General features: G+C 55.0%; 18 protein-coding genes. 7 read left to right on the top strand and 11 right to left on the bottom strand.

Translation table 11 applies throughout. The features are described from left to right. The first annotated feature begins 37 nt into the window (after positions 1-37). The 6 genes from CK627_RS07970 (at position 38) to CK627_RS07945 (ending at position 5534) form a co-directional block, all read left to right on the top strand. Positions 38-508, top strand: coding sequence for a PTS sugar transporter subunit IIB (locus CK627_RS07970; RefSeq protein ID WP_082033652.1), 471 nt, complete (start codon positions 38-40; stop codon positions 506-508). 15 nt (positions 509-523) lie between these two features. After that, on the top strand, positions 524-1303 hold the full coding sequence (agaW, locus tag CK627_RS07965) for a PTS N-acetylgalactosamine transporter subunit IIC (protein WP_042008872.1): 780 nt from the start codon (positions 524-526) through the stop codon (positions 1301-1303). 1 nt (position 1304) lies between these two features. After that, a complete protein-coding gene (locus CK627_RS07960) occupies positions 1305-2144 on the top strand; it encodes a PTS system mannose/fructose/sorbose family transporter subunit IID (protein ID WP_042008873.1) in 840 nt (279 codons plus the stop codon). A 17-nt stretch (positions 2145-2161) separates the two neighbouring features. Continuing rightward, the gene (locus tag CK627_RS07955) at positions 2162-2890 is read left to right on the top strand and encodes a sugar isomerase domain-containing protein (protein ID WP_082033653.1); all 729 of its coding nucleotides are present in this window, start codon (positions 2162-2164) and stop codon (positions 2888-2890) included. 14 nt (positions 2891-2904) lie between these two features. Further along, a complete protein-coding gene (locus CK627_RS07950) occupies positions 2905-3636 on the top strand; it encodes a sugar isomerase domain-containing protein (protein ID WP_095592070.1) in 732 nt (243 codons plus the stop codon). Positions 3637-3701: 65 nt separating this feature from the next. Continuing rightward, positions 3702-5534, top strand: a complete 1833-nt coding sequence (locus tag CK627_RS07945; RefSeq protein WP_082033655.1) for a hypothetical protein — start codon at positions 3702-3704, stop codon at positions 5532-5534. A gap of 85 nt (positions 5535-5619) precedes the next feature. Here the strand turns inward: CK627_RS07945 and pdxJ are convergent, their stop codons facing one another. The 10 genes from pdxJ to rpoE form a co-directional block, all read right to left on the bottom strand. Then, entirely contained in the window at positions 5620-6357 is a 738-nt protein-coding gene (pdxJ, locus tag CK627_RS07940) for a pyridoxine 5'-phosphate synthase (protein WP_017786468.1), read from the bottom strand. Between the two features lie 128 nt (positions 6358-6485). Further along, on the bottom strand, positions 6486-7196 hold the full coding sequence (recO, locus tag CK627_RS07935; protein WP_017779322.1) for a DNA repair protein RecO: 711 nt from the start codon (positions 7194-7196) through the stop codon (positions 6486-6488). After that, entirely contained in the window at positions 7197-8096 is a 900-nt protein-coding gene (gene era, locus CK627_RS07930) for a GTPase Era (RefSeq protein WP_005309385.1), read from the bottom strand. Next, positions 8093-8764 (bottom strand): ribonuclease III, encoded by a 672-nt coding sequence (gene rnc, locus CK627_RS07925; protein WP_005309383.1) that lies wholly within the window; start codon positions 8762-8764, stop codon positions 8093-8095. The genes era and rnc overlap by 4 nt, the downstream gene beginning before the upstream one ends. After that, complete coding sequence (gene lepB / locus CK627_RS07920; RefSeq protein WP_005309381.1) at positions 8765-9688, bottom strand: signal peptidase I; 924 nt, start codon at positions 9686-9688, stop codon at positions 8765-8767. Positions 9689-9691: 3 nt separating this feature from the next. Next, positions 9692-11485: a translation elongation factor 4 gene (gene lepA / locus CK627_RS07915; protein WP_005309379.1), complete on the bottom strand. Its 1794-nt coding sequence runs from the start codon at positions 11483-11485 to the stop codon at positions 9692-9694. Between the two features lie 119 nt (positions 11486-11604). Continuing rightward, positions 11605-12066, bottom strand: coding sequence for a SoxR reducing system RseC family protein (locus tag CK627_RS07910; protein WP_005309378.1), 462 nt, complete (start codon positions 12064-12066; stop codon positions 11605-11607). 93 nt (positions 12067-12159) lie between these two features. After that, positions 12160-13140, bottom strand: coding sequence for a MucB/RseB C-terminal domain-containing protein (locus CK627_RS07905; protein ID WP_010635033.1), 981 nt, complete (start codon positions 13138-13140; stop codon positions 12160-12162). Positions 13141-13158: 18 nt separating this feature from the next. Continuing rightward, entirely contained in the window at positions 13159-13758 is a 600-nt protein-coding gene (locus CK627_RS07900) for an RseA family anti-sigma factor (RefSeq protein ID WP_095592069.1), read from the bottom strand. A gap of 22 nt (positions 13759-13780) precedes the next feature. Continuing rightward, complete coding sequence (rpoE, locus tag CK627_RS07895; protein ID WP_005309371.1) at positions 13781-14362, bottom strand: RNA polymerase sigma factor RpoE; 582 nt, start codon at positions 14360-14362, stop codon at positions 13781-13783. 182 nt (positions 14363-14544) lie between these two features. On the opposite strand from rpoE, the gene nadB reads away from it, so the two are divergent. Further along, positions 14545-16152: an L-aspartate oxidase gene (gene nadB / locus CK627_RS07890; RefSeq protein WP_094696969.1), complete on the top strand. Its 1608-nt coding sequence runs from the start codon at positions 14545-14547 to the stop codon at positions 16150-16152. 423 nt (positions 16153-16575) lie between these two features. On the opposite strand, the gene CK627_RS07885 is transcribed toward nadB, so the two are convergent. Next, positions 16576-17523, bottom strand: a complete 948-nt coding sequence (locus tag CK627_RS07885; RefSeq protein ID WP_095592068.1) for an IS481 family transposase — start codon at positions 17521-17523, stop codon at positions 16576-16578. Positions 17524-17569 lie beyond the last annotated feature (46 nt).

Raw genomic sequence — 17569 nt, 5'->3', positions numbered from 1 at the left:
CAAAAACTATCGACAGCGTGAATAAAGGACTAACACTATGCCAAACATTGTATATACACGAATTGATGAGCGCGGATTGCACGGGCAAGTCGCAGTAGGTCATGGCCCCCACTCTGGATGTAATTTAATTCTTTTTGCCAATGATGCGGTTGCCAACGATCCCGCACAGCAAATATTGGCAAAAATGTCAGCAGGTGAATTTGATACTCGCTTCTTCAGCCTGCGAAAAACCATGGATGTTATTCATAAAGCAGCGGCACATCAAAAAATATTCATTTTAGTTTGTTCACCACAAGACGCCCTGACACTCGTAAAAGGCGGTGTACCAATAAAAAGAATCAATGTTGGCAACATGCACTATAAGGAAGGAAAAGAACAGATACATGCAACTGTATCGTTAGACAGCGATGATAAAAATACATTCAGAGAATTGGTTGGACTTGGTGTTTCTTGCACCATCCAACGTAACCCGTCAGATACACCAATAAACATTGAACAATACTTGTAAGGTATAGGTATAGATATGGATATTTTAACTGTATTGGCAATAGCCGTATGGGTCGGCTTTGCAGGCCTGGACTATTATGGCTCAGGACTTATGTTTGGCCGACCAATTGTCACAGGGACGGTTGTAGGTCTGCTTATGGGAGATGTCAAATCTGGTCTTGAAATTGGTGCAACACTAGAGTTGGCTTGGCTAGGACTAATGCCATTGGCAGGTGCTCAGCCACCTAACGTAACGATTGGCTCTGCGGTTGGAGTTGTTTTTGGAATTCAATCAGGACTATCCCCAAGTGCCGTCGTAGGTGTTGCAATACCTTTTGCTATTTTGATGCAACAACTGACAGTCATTCAATTTACCACTTTTGCAACCCTGATGGAAAAAGTAGACAGAATGGCAGGTGAAGGTGACATAAAAGGGATTGAACGAGTCAACTATCTTGGCATGGCGACTTACTTTATCACCTTCTTTATCTGTGCATTCATACCAACCTATTTTGGTGACGTTGTTGCCAAAGCTATTGTAGAACAAGTACCAAAAGGGGTTATTGAAGGGCTCAGTATCGCCGGTGCCATGATGCCAGCTCTCGGTTTCGCGATGCTTTTGAAAATGATGCTGAAAGAGAAAAAATACACGCCATTTTTCATTATTGGTTTTGTTTTAGCAACATTTATGAAGTTGCCTATTATAGCCGTAGCACTGCTCGGATTGTCTGTAGCCATCATTGATTATTACAACGACTCTGCTCAAAAAAGAACAATAGCACCACTTGACCATGAACAGATGGATGAGGGAATTTAATATGTCACAGTACCAGTCTAAATTTATTAATAGTGGAGAGTATCTTGATCAAGACACAAGTACTGTCTTGGACAAAAAAATCATGAGGCAATCTTGGCTTCGCATGTTATGGGTTCAGGCCTCATTCAACTATCAAAGGATGCAATCCAGTGGATTTCTCTATGCAATGCTTCCAGCACTTCAAAAAATTCACAAAAACAAGCAAGACCTGGCCATTTCATTGAAGCTCCACAATGAATTTTTTAATACATCGCCCTGGCTGGTTACCTTCATGCAGGGTGTCATCCTTGCTATGGAAAAAGGTAAGCAACCAATAGAAACCATCCGTTCTTTCAAAGTGGCAGCAATGGGACCACTAGGCGGGATTGGTGATGCAATGTGTCAATTAACAATACTTCCAATTACGGCATCCATTGCCGCAGCATTAGCTTTAGATAAAGTTGTGATTGCACCACTTATCTTTCTGTTGATGTTTAACATGGTTAGATTCTCTATTTATATTCCTCTGTTCAACTATGGATATAAGCTTGGTTTAACTGCACTAAGCGCACTAAAACAACAGAGTGATGCATTTAGCCGTGGCGCCACTATTCTTGGCCTTACCGTTGTAGGGGCACTCACAGCCTCATTTGTCAGGGTAAAGCTGGGTGCTGAAATCCAGCTTGGTGATTCAGTATTAAATCTTCAGGAAGGAATATTGGATAAAATTATGCCAAATATTCTTCCTCTTATCATAGTGATGAGTTGCTACAGGTTGATTATGCGTGGATGGTCACCCGTAAAGATCATGCTTGGCATGATCATTGGCTCCATTGGATTGCATTATGTTGGTATTCTTTAGAGAGTAAAGGGCAACGTATGAACAACTACATAAATGAGTGCAAACGTATTCTTGAAAAAGTAATGCAGGATGAAGCTAGCAATATCGTTCAAGCAGCTACAGTAATGGCTAATACGATCAAGCATGATGGTATCATTCACGTGTCTGGTGGACATTGCCACATCTATGCGATGGAAACATTTTATCGAGCGGGAGGTTTGGTACCTATCAATCCACTCTTACCACATATTTTCGCCACGGCTCCACGAACACAAGCTTACTCAGATCATATTTATGAGATTGAAGGTGTTGGCACTACGATTTTCGAAGATCAACATGTATCAGCATGTGATTGTGTTGTTCTAGCTTCAATTGCTGGCCGCACAATACCAACCATTGATATCGCATTGGCAGCCAAGAAACGTGGTCTTCCTGTAATTGCATTACAATCAATGGAGTTCAGCAAGCGGACAACACCAAAGCACTCCTCCGGTTCATTTCTGAGTGATATTGCAGATATCACGATTGACCTAAACATTCCGTATGGTGATGCGGTAATAGAATTTAATGGGCTCTCAGAAAAATGTTGCCCAGTCTCTTCTATTATCGGCTTTTCAGTTATTCAGGCACTAGTTACACAAACAGTATGTAATTTGGCAGAAGCCGGTATTACCCCGCCTGTTTGGGTTAGTTCAAATCTGGATCGAGGAGATGAGATTAACAAGAGTCATATTTTGGCTATGAAAGGTCGAGTGAGCTGCCTGTAATAGGAGAAGGTGATATGTATAAGAAATATTTAACTGACTTGCTAAAGCATATTGATGCAGTGAAAGATCAGCAAGATGTCATTGAACAGTGTGCTTTGGCCATGGCCAATACAATCACAAACGATGGAATGATCCATGTTACCGGTTGTGGCCATTCACAGATGTTTGCCCATGAAATGTATTTCCGTGCTGGGGGTTTGGTACAAATCAACGCCATTTTGCCACCAGTATTAGCATTATCACCCTATGCCCCGATGAGTACGTTCGCTGAACGCCAACATGGTTTGGCGACTGTCGCTCTTGATGCTGAAAAAGAGGTGCGTCCAGGAGACATTTTGATTGTGGTATCCACCTCTGGCCGAAATCCGGTACCGATTGAATTTGCGCTTGAAGGTAAAAAGCGTGGTTTGACGGTGATCGGTTTGACTTCGCTCGCATTTACACGTTCAGTCACATCTCGCCATCAGAGTGGTAAAAAACTGGAAGAGGTGTGCGATTACATCTTGGATATGGGAGGCCTGCCTGGCGATGCCATTATTCCTGTGCCCAATCAAGATTTTTCAACCGGTTCAATATCATCTGTTATAGGTTTTACTATCTTGAACAGTTTGGTCTGTGAATGTGTCAAACATATCATCAAGATAGATAAAAAGCCGCTACTTTGGCGGTCCGTCAATGCTGTCCAAGCGACAGAGTTCAATCAAGAAAACTTAAAAAATTATAAAAACAGAGTCACTTGTATGTAAATGAAAAACGATACTGCCTCGCATATTGGTAGTATTACATCTCTACAATCACATGGGGTTTAGCTATGAAATTAAACAGCACCTTAATTGCTGGTAGTGTGATAAGCCTTTGTTGCTTATCGATTCCGCATGCAGAGGCCACCATTACGGCCACACATACAGCACCGAAAGAGGTCTATACCACTAATGACTCACCCGGGTTTTCATTTATTGATGAAACCGGCAGGTATATTTATCATGATACCCTTTCACAGTATAGCAAATATAAACCAGATGATTATGAGCATGCTTGGCGGTTCGTTAGTTCCAATAACTATCAAGGCGTAAACAAGAAAATAAAGAATGCAGAAAATTTTGAAGCGTTTCAAAAAATAGCAGATAAGGCAACTGTTCAGAATACAGTGCCATTATGTGTAAACACCCCCCTTATGCAGAAAATAAAACCCAAAGGCACCAGTTATGATTATATTAACTTTTGTGGCTTGATGGATGTATGGGTTGACCCAGATACTGGTGATTGGTATGGCCTGCTTCACGATGAAGTTTTTGGCCTTGATCCCAGATATGATGCCATTGAGCGGGTTAAGTCGTCAGATAAAGGAGTTCATTGGGAAGTGGTTGATGTCATCCAGACCTCGCAATATGGGATGAAAGACAAACGCGATGAAGCTCTGGGACAAACATATAACTATGGGGGGGGGGACCCTCGCCTGTTTGTTGATTATGCATCTGGCTATTTTTATATGTTCTATACCAGTAGAGTCCAAAACCTGTCTGGCTGGTCCGGGTTTAGTTCATTTATGCAAGAACATGTAATGAGAGCACCAATATCAGGAAAGATGTCCCCTGATAGCTGGCGTAAATATCATAATGGGAAGTGGGAAAAATATGATACTCAGGACTACTCTTTAGGCAACGCCGGTGCTGCAAGCAATATAGTGTCGGTGGATGTCTCCCCCAAAGGATATTTTACTCCTGAGTACAATCCTGAGACCATGAGTGGCACAGCCTCCGAATTGACATCCCAGGGTAAGTTAATAAACTCCCCCCTAAGAGTCATGAATGTTGCCTGGAACAGCTATTTAAGCAAGTACATTGCAACGCCAGAGCCAAGTTCGGGGGCTCAAAACGAGAAAAAAGCACCAATGGAGTTCTATGCGACCGAAAGCTTAACAAATCCGAAATGGAAAAAAATATTTACCCTGAATGACTATGTTACTCGTTCCTGGTATCGCTTTATGATGGATCCACAGGCGCTGACTTTATCCAACTTTATTGTTGGAAAAAAACTCAGAACCTTCTGTTATGTTGAGTGCCAACAATATGGTGGTGAATATATTGATGTCACCATTAATAATTCAGGCAAGAACAAAACCAGTAATGCGATAAGACTCACTAATTTTAAAAATAAACTTGGTGATATACTCACTGCAGACAAGAAATTCAACTTAACCGTTACTCATGGCAAGACAAACAATAAAATGTCTTGGGGGTTATTGGATAAACAGGATGGTTATTACCATATTGTGGTTTATCCAAAAGGAAAGGCAAATAACAAGAGGTATTTGGGTGTTACTGAAGCTGGCGGTGGCAACCACTTGAGAAAGTGGGGTGCTGAAGTTGGGTTGATGGTGAATCCATGTAAAGCTAACCCGGTTTCAGATAGATGCTTGAGCTCTCAGTGGGTGAAAATGCCGACAGTGAAAACAAAGCATGATGGTACTGAGCTAAAAGATGGCAACTATCGTTTGGTAAACAGGCTGAGTGGGTTAACTCTGAGTTTTGACTCGACCCAGAGACTGGATCAACAGGTTTCAGTATCTCCATTCCGCTCTTGGGATTGTACTGAGCCAACTTGCCTAGATGGAAGCAAGGCATATTCACAGATCTTGCAATAAAAACGTTTATTCGCCGTTGTAAAAATCAACTCACTGACAAAATTAACGCAGAGCCACCTACTTGGTGGCTCTGCGTTTTCCACGATCAGATCCCCTGACGGGCTTCCTGCATCAGCAGGCGCATGTCGCTGACCGCCTTGGCCAGGCCGTCGAAGGCGGCGCGGCCGATGATGGCGTGGCCAATGTTGAGCTCATAGAGCTCGGGGATGGCTGCGATGGCCTTGACGTTGTGGTAGTGCAGGCCGTGGCCGGCATTGACCTTCAAGCCCTTGCCGGCGGCATAGGAGGCACCGGCGGCGATGCGCTTGAACTCGGCGTTACGTTCGGCATCCGTGGTGGCATCGGCGTAGCGACCGGTGTGGATCTCGATGAAGGGAGCACCGCTCGCGGCGGCCGCATCGATCTGGATGGGGTCGGCATCGATGAAGAGCGACACCTGGGCGCCGACGGCGGCCAGACGGGTCACCGCATCAGTCACCTTGTCCAGCTGGCCGGCCACGTCCAGGCCCCCCTCGGTGGTCACCTCGGTGCGCTTCTCCGGCACCAGGCAGACGAAGTGAGGCTTGATACGGCAGGCGATGCCGATCATCTCCTCGGTCACCGCCATCTCCAGGTTCATCCTGGTCTGGATGGTCTGGCGCAGGATCTCCACGTCACGGTCGGTGATGTGGCGGCGATCTTCCCGCAGGTGCACGGTAATGCCATCGGCACCGGCCTGCTCGGCCACGAAGGCGGCCTGTACCGGATCCGGATACTGGGTGCCCCGGGCATTGCGCAGGGTGGCGATGTGATCGATGTTCACACCCAGATAGATTTCGCTCATTGACGACTCCTTGAAGCTCTTCACTGTTAACTGTGCAGCTGGCGCCTAGGCGCCAGCGCCGATATCCGTATGTCACGTGGGGGGTTGCAGGTTGCAACCCGCAGCAGAGGCACAGGGCCGGCGGGCCCTCAGCCCTGGCCTGCACCTCTGCGCTTTAAAAACAGCTCCCGGCTCTTCAACTGACGCCGTCCCAGATAGGGTTGCAGCGCCAGCCGGCTGAAACGCTTGGCCGCCTGCAACAGGGGGGGAGTATCGAAGCGCCCCTCGGCAAAGGCCAGCAGGTGCGCGCCGAGAAACAGGGTACGGGGATCCGGCGCCCGCTCGCAAGCGACAAAGCCCAACTCCCGCTCGAAGCCGTAGAGCAGGGTTGGCTCAATCGGCGACTCGTCATCCGCCGTGTACTCGAAATCCACCGCATAGCCCAGCGCCTGCAACAGCAGGAACTCGAAGCGGCGCAGCGGCAGTTCCGGGGTCTCGCCGTCGGCCAGCGCCATGATGGCGCGGGCATAGGCATCGAACACCTCGGGGAAGGGGGTGTGCGCTTCCAGCAGGTAGTAGACCAGCTCGTTGAGATAGAGGCCGTAGAAGAGGCGATCGCCACCGAGGCGCAGGGAGTGATCCGGGCACTCGACCTGGGTGAGATTCTTGAGATCCCCCTTGCCACGCCAGGCGATGGTGAGCAGGGTAAAGGGCTGCAACAGCCCCTTCAGAGGCGAGCGTGGCCCGCGAGAACCGCGAGCCACCAGGGTAAAACGGCCACTATCCTGGGTGAAAACCTCGACCAGCTGGCTGGTCTCCCGATAGGGCCGACTGTGGATGACGAAAGCCGGGGTCAGCAATCAGTCATCGCCATAGCCGAGACTGCGCAGGGCGCGCTCGTCGTCGGCCCAGCCGGACTTGACCTTGACCCACAGCTCGAGGTGCACCTTGTTCTGGAACAGCCGTTCCATGTCGATGCGGGCCTCGGTGCCGATGGTCTTGATCTTCTCGCCCTTGTTGCCGATGACCATCTTCTTCTGGCCTTCGCGCTCCACCAGGATCAGGCCGTGGATGTGGTAGAGACCGTTCTCTTCCACCTTGAAGCGCTCGATCTCCACCGTCACCGAGTAGGGCAGCTCCTCACCGGTGAAGCGCATCAGCTTCTCGCGGATGATCTCGGAGGCCATGAAGCGGGAGGAGCGATCGGTTACGTAATCTTCCGGGAAGAAGTGGACGTTTTCCGGCAGCAGATCCTTGGCCCACTCACGGATCTTCTCCACGTTGGTGCCCTTCTCGGCACTGATGGGCAGGATATGGGAAAAGTTCATCTGCTGGCCCAGCCACTCCAGGTGGGGCAGCAGATCCTCTTTCTCTTTGACGTTGTCGATCTTGTTGACCGCCAGCACCACGGGACACTTGAGGTTGCGCAGTTTGCCCAGCACCATCTCGTCGTCTTTGGTCCAGTGGGTGCCGTCGACCACGAACACCACCATGGCCACGTCCCCCAGCGAACTGGTGGCGGCGCGGTTCATCAGGCGGTTGATGGCCCGTTTCTCTTCAATGTGCAGACCCGGGGTATCCACGTAGATGGTCTGATAGTTCTCCTCGGTGTCGATCCCCAGGATCCGGTGACGGGTAGTCTGGGGCTTCTTCGAGGTGATGCTGACCTTCTGGCCAAGCAGCTTGTTGAGCAGGGTGGACTTGCCCACGTTGGGGCGGCCCACGATGGCGACAAAGCCGCAATAAGTGCTATCTGTCATGACAGTTTTTCCAATGCTTGCTGCGCAGCGGCCTGTTCGGCCTTGCGACGGCTGGTGCCGACCCCGACCAGCGGACCATCCAGGCCTTCCACCTCACACTGGACGGTGAACTCCTGGTTGTGGGCTTCGCCCTTGACGTTGGTCACTGTGTAGGTCGGCAGGGATTTGCGGCTTCCCTGCAGAATTTCTTGCAGACGGGTCTTGGGATCCTTCTGCTCTATGCCCGGCTTGATCTCGTCCAGGCGGCTGGCGTACCAGCCCAGCAGCAGGGTCCGTACCGTCTCAAGATTGGTATCCAGATAGACGGCACCGATCACCGCCTCGACCGTGTCGGCCAGAATGGATTCACGGCGAAAACCGCCGCTTTTCAGCTCGCCCGGCCCCAGGATCAGGTGATCCCCGAGGTCGAACTCCCGGCCCAGTTCGGCCAGGGTCTTCTCGCGCACCAGGGTGGCGCGCATCCGGCTGAGATCCCCTTCCGCCGCCTGCGGGAAGCGGTGGAACAGATCGTCGGCAATCACCAGACTCAAAATGGAGTCACCCAGAAATTCCAGTCGCTCGTTGTGACGGGAGCCGGCGCTGCGGTGAGTCAGCGCCCGGGTCAGCAGTTCTTGATCCTGAAAGACATGCCCGAGACGGGACTGCAGTCTGTTCATCTTGATATTCATTTACTTGATTCCGCCAATGCGGTTGAAGCGCACCCCTGTCGGTACCCAGCTCGGCAGCAGGGAGCCTTCTTCGCGCTCGAATTCAAAACTTATCCAGATAGCGACCGCCTTGCCCACCAGGTTCTGCTCGGGCACGAAGCCCCAGAAACGGCTGTCGGTACTGTTGTCACGGTTGTCGCCCATGACGAAGTACTGACCTTCCGGTACGACCCACTCGTCGGGGTAGGTGCCGGGCTGGCGGTAGTAACGGCCGACCATATCGGGCATCAGCGGGTTGCGCAGGGTCTCGTGAGACACCTCGCCCAGCTGCTCGGTATAGCGGTCAAGCGGGATCCCCATCTGGGTAAATTCACCCCTTTGTTCAAACTTGACGTCGAGCTTCTGGAAGCCCGGGCACGTTTTCCCTTCCTGCTCCTCGCACTTGGGCCGGATCATCAGCTCCTTGTTGCGATAGATGACCCGATCCCCCGGCATGCCGACTACGCGCTTGATGTAGTCCACCCGGGTATCCAGCGGATACTTGAACACCACCACGTCGCCGCGCTTGGGTTCACCGGTCTCGAGGAACTTGGTGTTGGTCACCGGATCCTTGAGGCCGTAGGCAAACTTCTCCACCAGGATGAAATCGCCCACCAGCAGGGTGGGCATCATGGAACCAGACGGGATCTGGAACGGTTCGAAGATGAAGGAGCGCAGGATCAGTACGAGGGTGATGACCGGGAAGACCCCGGCGGTCTGTTCGATCCAGACCGGCACGGGGGCCACCTTGGCCAGGGTTTTCTCGTCCAGATGGGCGCCGCCGTGGGCACGGGCCACGGCAATCTTGGCGGCCCGCTGTTTGGACCAGATCATCTTGTCCAGACACCAGATAACACCGGTGATCGCGCAGACCACCACCAGGATCAGGGAAAACGTGCTTGCCATCTATTAATCCTTTCCGACGTGGAGAATTGCGAGGAAGGCTTCCTGCGGCACGTCGACACGGCCCAGAGACTTCATCCGTTTCTTGCCTTCTTTCTGCTTGTTCAGCAGCTTCTTCTTACGACTCACGTCACCACCGTAACACTTGGCGGTCACGTCCTTGCGCAGGGCCTTGACGGTGCTGCGAGCGATGATCTGGTTGCCGATGGCAGCCTGGATGGCGATATCGAACATCTGGCGCGGGATCAGCTCGCGCATCTTCTCCACCACCTGGCGACCGCGGTACTGGGCGTTCTCCTTGTGGGTGATGATGGCCAGGGCGTCGACCCGCTCGCCGTTGATCATGATGTCCAGACGGACCATGTCGGAGGTTTCGAAACGCTTGAAGCCGTAATCCAGCGAGGCGTAACCGCGGCTGGTAGATTTGAGGCGGTCGAAGAAATCGAGCACCACTTCCGCCATCGGGATCTCGTAGGTCAGTGCCACCTGCTTGCCGTGGTAGACCATGTTGGTCTGCACGCCACGCTTCTCGATACAGAGGGTGATCACGTTGCCCATGTACTCCTGCGGCAGCAGGATGTGACACTCGGCGATCGGCTCACGCATCTCCTTGATGCTGGTGATGGCGGGCATCTGGGCCGGGCTGTCGATGTGGATGGTGGTGCCGTCGGTCTGCTCGATCTGGTAGACCACGGTCGGTGCGGTGGTGATCAGATCCAGATCGTACTCACGCTCCAGCCGCTCCTGGATGATCTCCATGTGCAGCATGCCGAGGAAGCCGCAACGGAAGCCGAAGCCCAGTGCGGTGGAACTCTCCGGCTCGTAGAACAGGGAGGCGTCGTTGAGCGACAGCTTCTCCAGTGCATCGCGGAAGGACTCGTAGTCATCGCTGGAGATGGGGAACAGACCGGCATAAACCTGCGGCTTCACCTTCTTGAAGCCGGCCAGCGCCTTCTCGGCACCGTGTTTGGCCAGGGTCAGGGTATCGCCCACCGGCGCGCCGTGGATGTCCTTGATGCCGCAGACGACCCAACCTACCTCGCCGCAGCCCAGACCGTCGGTATCCACCTGCTTGGGTGTGAAGATACCGATGCGATCGACGCCCCAGGTCTGGCCGGTGCTCATTACCTTGATCTTGTCATTCTTCTTGAGCGAACCGTTCTTGATCCGCACCAGAGAGACGACGCCCAGATAGGAGTCGAACCAGGAGTCGATGATCAGCGCCTGCAGCGGGGCATCCGGATCCCCTTCCGGAGACGGGATCTTGGCCACGATCTCTTCCAGCACCAGATCGACGCCGAGGCCGGTCTTGGCTGAGCAGCGCACCGCGTCGACCGCGTCGATGCCGACGATGTCCTCGATCTCTTCGGCAACCCGCTCTGGCTCGGCGGCCGGCAGGTCGATCTTGTTCAGCACCGGCACCACTTCCAGGTCCATTTCCATGGCGGTGTAGCAGTTGGCCAGAGTCTGTGCCTCAACCCCCTGGCCGGCATCCACCACCAGCAGTGCCCCTTCACAGGCCGCCAACGAGCGGGAGACCTCGTAGGAGAAGTCCACGTGGCCCGGGGTGTCGATAAAGTTCAGCTGGTAGGTGTTACCGTCTTGTGCCTGGTAGTTCAGGGTCACACTCTGTGCTTTGATGGTAATGCCGCGCTCGCGCTCCAGTTCCATGGAGTCAAGCACCTGAGCCTGCATCTCGCGGTCGGACAGGCCGCCACAAGTCTGGATCAGACGGTCCGACAGGGTCGATTTACCGTGGTCGATGTGCGCAATAATCGAAAAGTTACGAATGTGTTTCATCGAGCAAGAATCACTCAAAATTAGGTTAGGGCCGGATTATGGAGGCAGGATTTTACTGGATAACCCGGTCGACGGCCAATCTTTAGTCGACGAAGCACCAGAAATAGCGGCCTGCACGGTCAGGAGAGGTGGCGGGTGGGCAGGACCACACCCAGCATGCGGGGACCATAGGCCCCCTGATCGAGCCGGTTGGAAAAGTAACGAACCAGTGAAAAACCGACGAGGCCCCCCAGCAGGCAGCAGAGGATGGTGACCCCCTCCCCCGCAGAGAGCAGAGGGGCCAGCCAGAGTTGCCCCAGCAGGGCCCCCGCCAGCAGACAGAACAGTGGCAGCACATAGACCAGCGCGGCCCCCTGCAGGATGCTCGCCTGGGGAATGCCGAGCCTCACCTGCTGGCCGACGCTCACCTCGGCGGTGAGCGCCACCCGCAGTCGCTGCGCTTTCAATGGAAACGCCTTGGCCACCGTGCCGGTACCGCAGTTGGACTGTTGATGACAACCGCTGCAGGCGGAGCGCCGTTCGCACTCCACCCAGGCATGTTCTCCATCAATGGCCACCACGGTCGCCAGCTCTTCGCTCATTCCACTCACAAGACGGTTCCACAATAATGAAAGATAGATTGACCCAATCTGAACACGACTGCCGGCCTTGGGCAAGCAGCCGCGTCTGACGGCTTACTGTACGGCCTCGTTGCGGGCCAGCGGCTGCACCGATTCGGCAATCCGCTTGGCGGTGTCGGCCGGCACTTCCCCGACCACTGTTATCTCGACCCCCACGTCATTGACGAAGCTCACCAGCGAGGTGGCGCCCTGGCGGATCAGCTGCTGGCGCACCGCCTGCTTGGGATCGACCCGGGCCACGTAGACCGAGAGATCCACCAGCCCGTCGGAGAGCATCATGTAATCCACCGGCAGACTGGTAGTCACCAGCTGGTGACGATCCCGGGAGAGCACCTTGAAGCCTTCAGGCAGCCAGGTGAGGTGCCAGTTCAGCTGCTGCTGCGGCGCCGGATAGGCATCTTCCAGCGCCAGCGCCTGGGGCAGCTTGCTGCTGGCCAGCTTCACCAGCCAGGGAGCCGGCGCAGGGAGGCGGTCCAGATCCACCCCCAACACCTGCTCCACCAGATTTCCTTCCCGATCCACCATGTCCACCCGCAGCAACAGGCTGCTCTGCTCGTCAATCCAGAGCACGAAGCCGTACTTGTCGGCCTCCTTGGGCACCAGCCGCACCACCTGTGCCACCAGCCCGGCAGCCCGGCTGCGGCCGGCCAGCACAGGATCATAGCTCTCCAGCACCCGCGGCAACGGCATTCTCACCAGGGTGGCCCATACCCCGGGGAAACGCGCCCCCTTGAGGGTGTAGGGTTCATGGGTATTTTCAAAAAAGGTGTACTCGTCTTGGCGCTGCAGGTACTCGATGGTCTTGCCATCGAGGTAGCTGAGGTGAGCCACCTCCTTGCCATCGATCACGCCGTGGCTGAAGCGGATAGGCTCGAGTCGCCCCTGCCGGGCCTTGACCATGGACAATTCGAAATTCTGTTGCGAGACGGCACTCTGCATCTGCTGCAACAAGGCCTCGGCCGACTTGTCGTCGGCCGAGGCCTTGGCGCTGATCAACAGGAGAGAGGCCAGCAAAATACGGCTGGACTGGCGCACGTTCTGATCCCTAATCCGTTATTCCTGAATCTGCTTGTCTTGCAGCAGACGCTGTTGCAACTGGTGGTCGCGCAGGAAAGCGTTGATGCGCTCGCGCTGCTCTTGCATCTGCTGTTCGCTCAACCCCTGCTGACGCTGGGTCGCACGATTGCTGTCCTGCGGATAGTGCACGCTCACCGGCGAGGCACTGCCACCAACGGGGATAGTGTTGAGTACCGGGTTGGTCGGCACACCGTCCTGCCCCTGATACTGCTGCACCCCGAAGATGACGGCGGCAGCGACCGAGGCGGCGATGGCGTATTGCCCTACCTGCTGGCCGGCACGGCGCAGGAACGGCACTATCGTGGCGGTCTTGGCGGTACCAGGCTGCGGTGCCGCAGGTTTGCTCTCCACCGGCTTGGGCGCCAGTATGGTGGGTTCATCTTCCAGCGCAGCCATGATGCTGTCGCTCAGATCCAGTTGCAGATTGACCGGCAGGTCCCCCCGCATGGCATCACCAATCAGGTGGTAACGAGACCAGGTATCTTGCAGAGCCGGATCCGTTCCCAGCTCGTTCAGAACCTCAACATCGCTCAAGTCACCGTCCATCAGGGCCGAGAGTTGCTCTTTATTTGCCATAAGTTAACCTGTCTTTCCCCAGTTAATTCTCGATCAGAGGTTGCAGCTTTTTATCGATTGCTTCCCTCGCCCGGAAGATGCGGGATCTCACCGTACCCACCGGACAATCCATGATTTCGGCAATCTCTTCGTAGCTCAGCCCTTCCAGTTCGCGAAGGGTGATAGCTGTCCTCAAGTCTTCCGGCAAAGCTTCTATGGCAGAAAACACGGTGCGCTTGATCTCGTCGGTCAGCGTCAGGTTTTCCGGGGTAGCCACCTCTTGCAAGGCTTCGCCACCGCCATAGTATTCTGCCTCTTCCGCCTCTACGTCACTGCTGGGCGGCCTGCGCCCCTGAGAGGTCAGATAATTCTTGGCCGTGTTCACGGCAATCCGGTACAACCAGGTGTAAAAGGCGCTCTCGCCACGGAATGTCGGCAGCGCACGGTAAGCCTTGATGAAAGCCTCCTGCGCCACATCCGGTACATCGCCCGGATTGTTGACATACCTGGCCACCAGGTTGACCACCTTGTGCTGGTATTTTTTTACCAACAGGTTGAATGCATTTTTATCGCCACGCTGGACCCGTTCAACCAGCTGTTCGTCCAGTAGATTCTGGTCGCTCATCAGAGCCGTAAAACCCCCATCAGGTTATCGTTTTTCTTTTCCGGCCCTTCCTAAGCGCACAAGTTCAGACAGGAGGAATCAGGGAAAGTTCGCTTGCATTGAAAAAAATGTGACGCAGGCTGCATCACCACCCTCGCTTGGGCTACCATGGTGCCAGTTCTTAATCCAGGCCAATGATACTTATGAAAGCAAGTGTTGAATACCTTTGCGACGTACTGATCATTGGCAGCGGTGCCGCCGGTTTGTCTCTCGCGTTGCGATTGGCAGACCAGGCCAAAGTCCTGGTTCTGAGCAAGGGGCCCATCAGTGAAGGGGCCACTTTCTATGCGCAAGGAGGCATCGCTGCCGTGTTCGACGAGACCGACAGCATCGAATCCCACGTGAGCGACACGCTCAACGCCGGGGCCGGGTTGTGTGACCCGGCCGTGGTGGAGTTCACCGCCCGCAACGCCCGCGACTCCATCCAGTGGCTGATCCAGCAGGGGGTCCCCTTCGATCAGGAGGAGGACGCCGAGGGCGAATCCCACTATCACCTGACCCGCGAAGGGGGCCACAGCCATCGCCGCATCTTCCACGCGGCCGATGCCACCGGCAAGGCGGTGCAGCTCACCCTGATCGACCAGGTGCGGGCTCACCCCAACATCCAGCTGATGGAGCGTTTCAACGCGGTCGACCTCATCACCACCCGCAAGCTGGGTCTGCCGGGCAACCGGGTGCTGGGCGCCTATGTCTGGAACCGCAACGCCGAGCAGGTCGAGGTGGTGCGTGCCCGTTTCGTGGCGCTGGCCACCGGTGGTGCCTCCAAGGTGTACCAGTACACCTCCAACCCAGATGTCAGCTCCGGTGACGGCATCGCCATGGCGTGGCGCGCCGGCTGCCGGGTGGCGAACCTGGAGTTCAACCAGTTCCACCCCACCAGCCTGTTCCACCCCGACGACCCCAACTTCCTGCTGACCGAAGCCCTGCGCGGCGAGGGAGCCTATCTGCGCCGCCCCGACGGCAGCCGCTTCATGCCCGACTTCGACGAGCGAGCCGAGCTGGCACCGCGAGACATAGTCGCCCGCGCCATCGACCACGAGATGAAGCGCCTCGGTGCCGACTGCATGTATCTGGACATCAGCCACAAGCCGGCCGATTTCATCATCAAGCACTTTCCCACCATCCATGAGCGCTGCCTCGCGGTAGGCATCGACATCACCAAGGAGGCGATGCCCATCGTCCCTGCCGCCCACTACACCTGCGGTGGCGTGATGATCGACAACAACGGCCAGACCGACATTCCCGGCCTCTACGCCATCGGCGAGGTGACCTACACCGGGCTGCACGGCGCCAACCGGATGGCCTCCAACTCCCTGCTCGAATGCGTGGTCTATGCCCATCAGGCGGGGGCCGACATTCTGGCCAAGCTGCCGACGAGCGTGGAGCCGCCCCGTCTGCCGGTGTGGGACGAGAGCAAGGTGGAAGATTCGGATGAGCTGGTTGTGATCCAGCACAACTGGCACGAGCTGCGGCTAATGATGTGGGACTACGTGGGGATAGTGCGTACCAACAAACGTCTGGCACGCGCCAAGCGCCGCATCGACCTGCTCAAGCAGGAGGTGCAGGAGTACTACGCCAACTTCCGGGTCTCCAACAACCTGCTGGAACTGCGCAACCTGCTGCAGGTGGCCGAGCTCATCGTCAACTGCGCCCTGCAGCGCAAGGAGTCGCGCGGCCTGCACTACAACCTGGACTACCCGGACATGCAGCCGGACTCCAGGCCGACCGTGCTGACGCCGGAGCGGGATTGATCTTTTCGCTCAGCAATGAGCCTGAAGGTCCCGCGGCCTGCACTGCTGCAACCCGGACTACCCGGACATGCAGCCGGACTCCAGGCCGACCGTGCTGACGCCGGAGCGGGATTGATCTTTTCGCTCAGCAATGAGCCTGAAGGTCCCGCGGCCTGCACTGCTGCAACCCGGACTACGCGGACATGCAGCCGGACTCTAAGCCGACCGTGCTGACGCCGGAGCGGGATTGATCTTTTCGCTCAGCAATGAGCCTGAAGGTCCCACGGCCTGCACTGCTGCAACCCGGACTACCCGGACATGCAGCCTGACTCCAAGCCGACCGTGCTGACACCGGAGCGGGACTAACCTCTGCCGCAAGCAACAAGCAGCAACATCCAGATGACCTCGCTCCGGCGGGGTCATCTGTTTTATGGGGAAGAGAGGCTAGCTGTGTAAACCCACCAGGTTGTTCACAGATTGAAGACGACTGATTGGGGGCTGATAGTTCAGACTGGCATGAGGACGATGCCAGTTGTACTCATGCAGCCACGGGGTCAAGTGTTCTGCCCGTTGCTCTGACGACTCATAGCTCCGGGCGTACGCCCATTCACGCAGCGCTGTCTGAATGAAGCGCTCTGCTTTGCCATTGGTTTGTGGTGTGTAAGGCTTGGTGCGCAGGTGCTTGAGCCCCAACCGACGACACAGCTTCTGGAAGCGTTTCGATCGATAACAGGCGCCATTGTCAGTAAGTAGCCGACTGAAACGAATACCGAGCCCGGCGTAGTAACGAAGAGCCTGTAACAGCGCCAGGCAGGCACTGCGCCCCGTTTCATCAGGATGCAGGGCGCTGAACGCCACACGGGAGTGGTCATCAATCGCCACATGCGCATACACCCATCCCGCGCCGGGGGAGTCCTGGCTGCGGTCACCGGTGACACGATGGCCGGGGCGACGGAAACGCCCCAGCTTTTTGATGTCCAAATGCAGCAAGTCACCCGGTTTCTCATGTTCATAACGTTGTACTGGAGGGGCTGGTGCCAGATCCGCCAGTCGATTCAGTCCCATTCGTTGCAGGATACGGGCGACGGAACTGTGTCCGATGCCCAACGCTTGGCTGATGTGCCGATAGGTCTGTCGTTGCTTGCGCAGTGCGATAATCACCTGTTGGCGCTGGTCATCGATGGCGTGGGGACAGGATGCGGGTCGAGAAGAGCGATTGTGCAGCCCATCAGGCCCCTCATGGCGATATCGCGTGAGCCACTTGTAAGCGGTGCGGGTACTGACCCCGGCGGCGTGAGCCGCTTCTTCAACACGCAGGCCTTGTTCAAGGATACGCTGGACAAGAAGCTGTCGACCGAAGAGGGTTAATCGGACATTTTTATGGTTGTTCACTGGGGCACCTCGGATGATTGGTTTGGTTGGCGCCTCCAATTTTGCG

This window comes from Aeromonas dhakensis, assembly GCF_002285935.1.
Taxonomy (GTDB): domain Bacteria; phylum Pseudomonadota; class Gammaproteobacteria; order Enterobacterales; family Aeromonadaceae; genus Aeromonas; species Aeromonas dhakensis.
This window is presented reverse-complemented; position numbering and strand designations above follow the sequence as displayed.